Raw genomic sequence first — 2,027 nt, 5'->3', positions numbered from 1 at the left:
GTAAGGTTTACGCTGCGGTCCTGGCCTACGATTCCGCCTCTGTCGAGTTGCGTGCCCTGCTCCCGGCGATCCAGGTGCCGACCACGGGGGAGATGCTGCGCGACAGCCGCACCATCACCCTCGACCCGCCCCAGTCCCAGACGGTGCCGCCGTCCGCCGGCGGGGTGAACAACGACCCTGCTCGACCGGCTGCGGCGGTGGTGTGGGATCCGCGCCGCTGGTCAGACGGGACGGACGGCCGCGGCGGCTCGGGCGTCGGTGGCGGACCGGGCGTCGGGGGGTTCGGCCGCCGTGGCGGTGGCACGCCGGAGGTCGACTGGTGGCGTCTCTACATCGATCCGGTCCACCAGCAGTCGGTGGAGAACTGGCGGCGGGACAACCCCGGCCTGATCTACGACCACCCGCGGGAGCCCGGGTTCCGGGACAGCATGGTCGAGGCGTATCGCACCCATCTGTTCCCGGCGGCGCCGTCCGGCCGGGTCGACGTGGCCACGTACCACGAGATCCACGCCGCGGTGGTGCGGCACCTGCCGGGCGGCTCGGACTGGACCGGCCGGGGCGGCGCGGCCGAGGTGACCGAGACGGGTCCGGACGGACCGCTCGCTCCGTCCGTACGCGAGCTGCGGATCGACGGACGGCCGCTGGTCTCGGCCGACCGAGCGGCGGAGCCGATCGTCCTGCTCGACACCCGCCCGGGCGGGCTGGTGTTCACGCCGAACTACTCCCCGGAGGAGGCGCCGGTCCTGGTCGGACGCATCCTGGATCGGCATTACGCCGCGGCGGAGTCCGCCGTCAGACCGTTCGACCGGCTGCGGGCCATCAGCGAGACGATCGTCGCCCTGCACATCGGCCATTTCCACCGGGAGGGCAACGCCCGGCTCAACATCGGCCTGTTGCTGCACCGGTTGCTGATCGAGGCGGGCTTCCACCCGGTGGTCTTCCCGGACATGAACCGCGCTTTCGGCGGTCACCGGGACATCGACTCGCTGGCCCGGAGCCTGGCCAACCGGCAGGGCCGTCCGCTCGACGGCCGCATGCGATTCCGGGACGATCACCTCACCGGTGCGGAGGTCTCGCTGCTTCCCTCGCAGCCGGAAGCCACTGCGCCGAAGGCGATCTCGCTCACCGAATTCCTCACCGGCGACTTGACCGCGGACACGGCGACCTCCGCCGCGTACGAGGCGTTCACGGCCCGGCTCAACCGCCCGGACCCGGCCGTGCCGCATCTGTACTCGTTGGCCGGCACGGATCCGGTTCGCGCCGGCTCGCCCGGACGGGACGTGGCCGCGCTGCTCGATGCCGGTCTGGGCGCGGCGCTGGCGGCGACGACCGACGTCCCGGCGCTGCATCTGGGGGTGGCCGAGCCCGGCGGCCGGCCAGCGACGCCGGACGTGCGGGCGTTGAACCACACCCTCGAGCTGTTCCGTCAGGCGGGTGTGCTGCCGGCGGTTGTGACCTGGGGCGCGATCGACGCCGACACGGCGGCGGTGCTCGACCGGTACAACGCCGTCGCGTGGCATGCGCCCGGCGGCGACGGGAGTGGTTCGGGTATTCGCTTCCGGCCTCGCCGACCGGGCGGCCGCGGCGGGCGGCCGGAGGAGACGTACGCCGGGATCGACGTGGACGCGCACCGCTCCGCCGTCTCGGAGGCGGTGCCGGTGGCCGGCAGGGCGCCGGAGGAAGCTCTCGAGGTGCTGCTCGAGGTGAACCCGGAGCGGCAGCGCGAGATGATGGACGAGGAGGAGCGGACGGAACTCGTCACGTCCGACGACTTCCTGCTGCGGGTCACCGGGATGGGCGAGCGGGTGCCGGAGGTCCCGTCGGTGCGGCTGCTGCGGCCGGACGTCCGAGGGCGGCGCCTCGGCCTGCCGGGCACGGTGCGGAGTTTCCTCGGCACGCCGGCCGAGGGCCGGTCGGACGTCCTGCTGGATATGGCCGCGCAGCTCCACGATCGCGGCGCGGGAACGTCGGTGCTGGCCGAGATGGTTCAGGCCGCGAGCCCGGATGTGACCGACCGGAACGACGAC

General features: G+C 73.2%; 1 protein-coding gene. It reads left to right on the top strand.

All coding sequences use genetic code 11. From position 1 onward, the window contains the following. On the top strand, positions 1 to 2,027 hold a 2,027-nt coding region (locus QSK31_RS48390; RefSeq protein WP_285691975.1), incomplete at both ends, for a hypothetical protein.

The sequence above is a fragment of the Actinoplanes sp. NBRC 103695 genome, assembly GCF_030269485.1.
Taxonomy (GTDB): Bacteria; Actinomycetota; Actinomycetes; order Mycobacteriales; family Micromonosporaceae; genus Actinoplanes.
The sequence above is the reverse complement of the archived record's forward strand: the minus strand, read 5'-3'. Positions and strand labels throughout refer to the sequence as shown.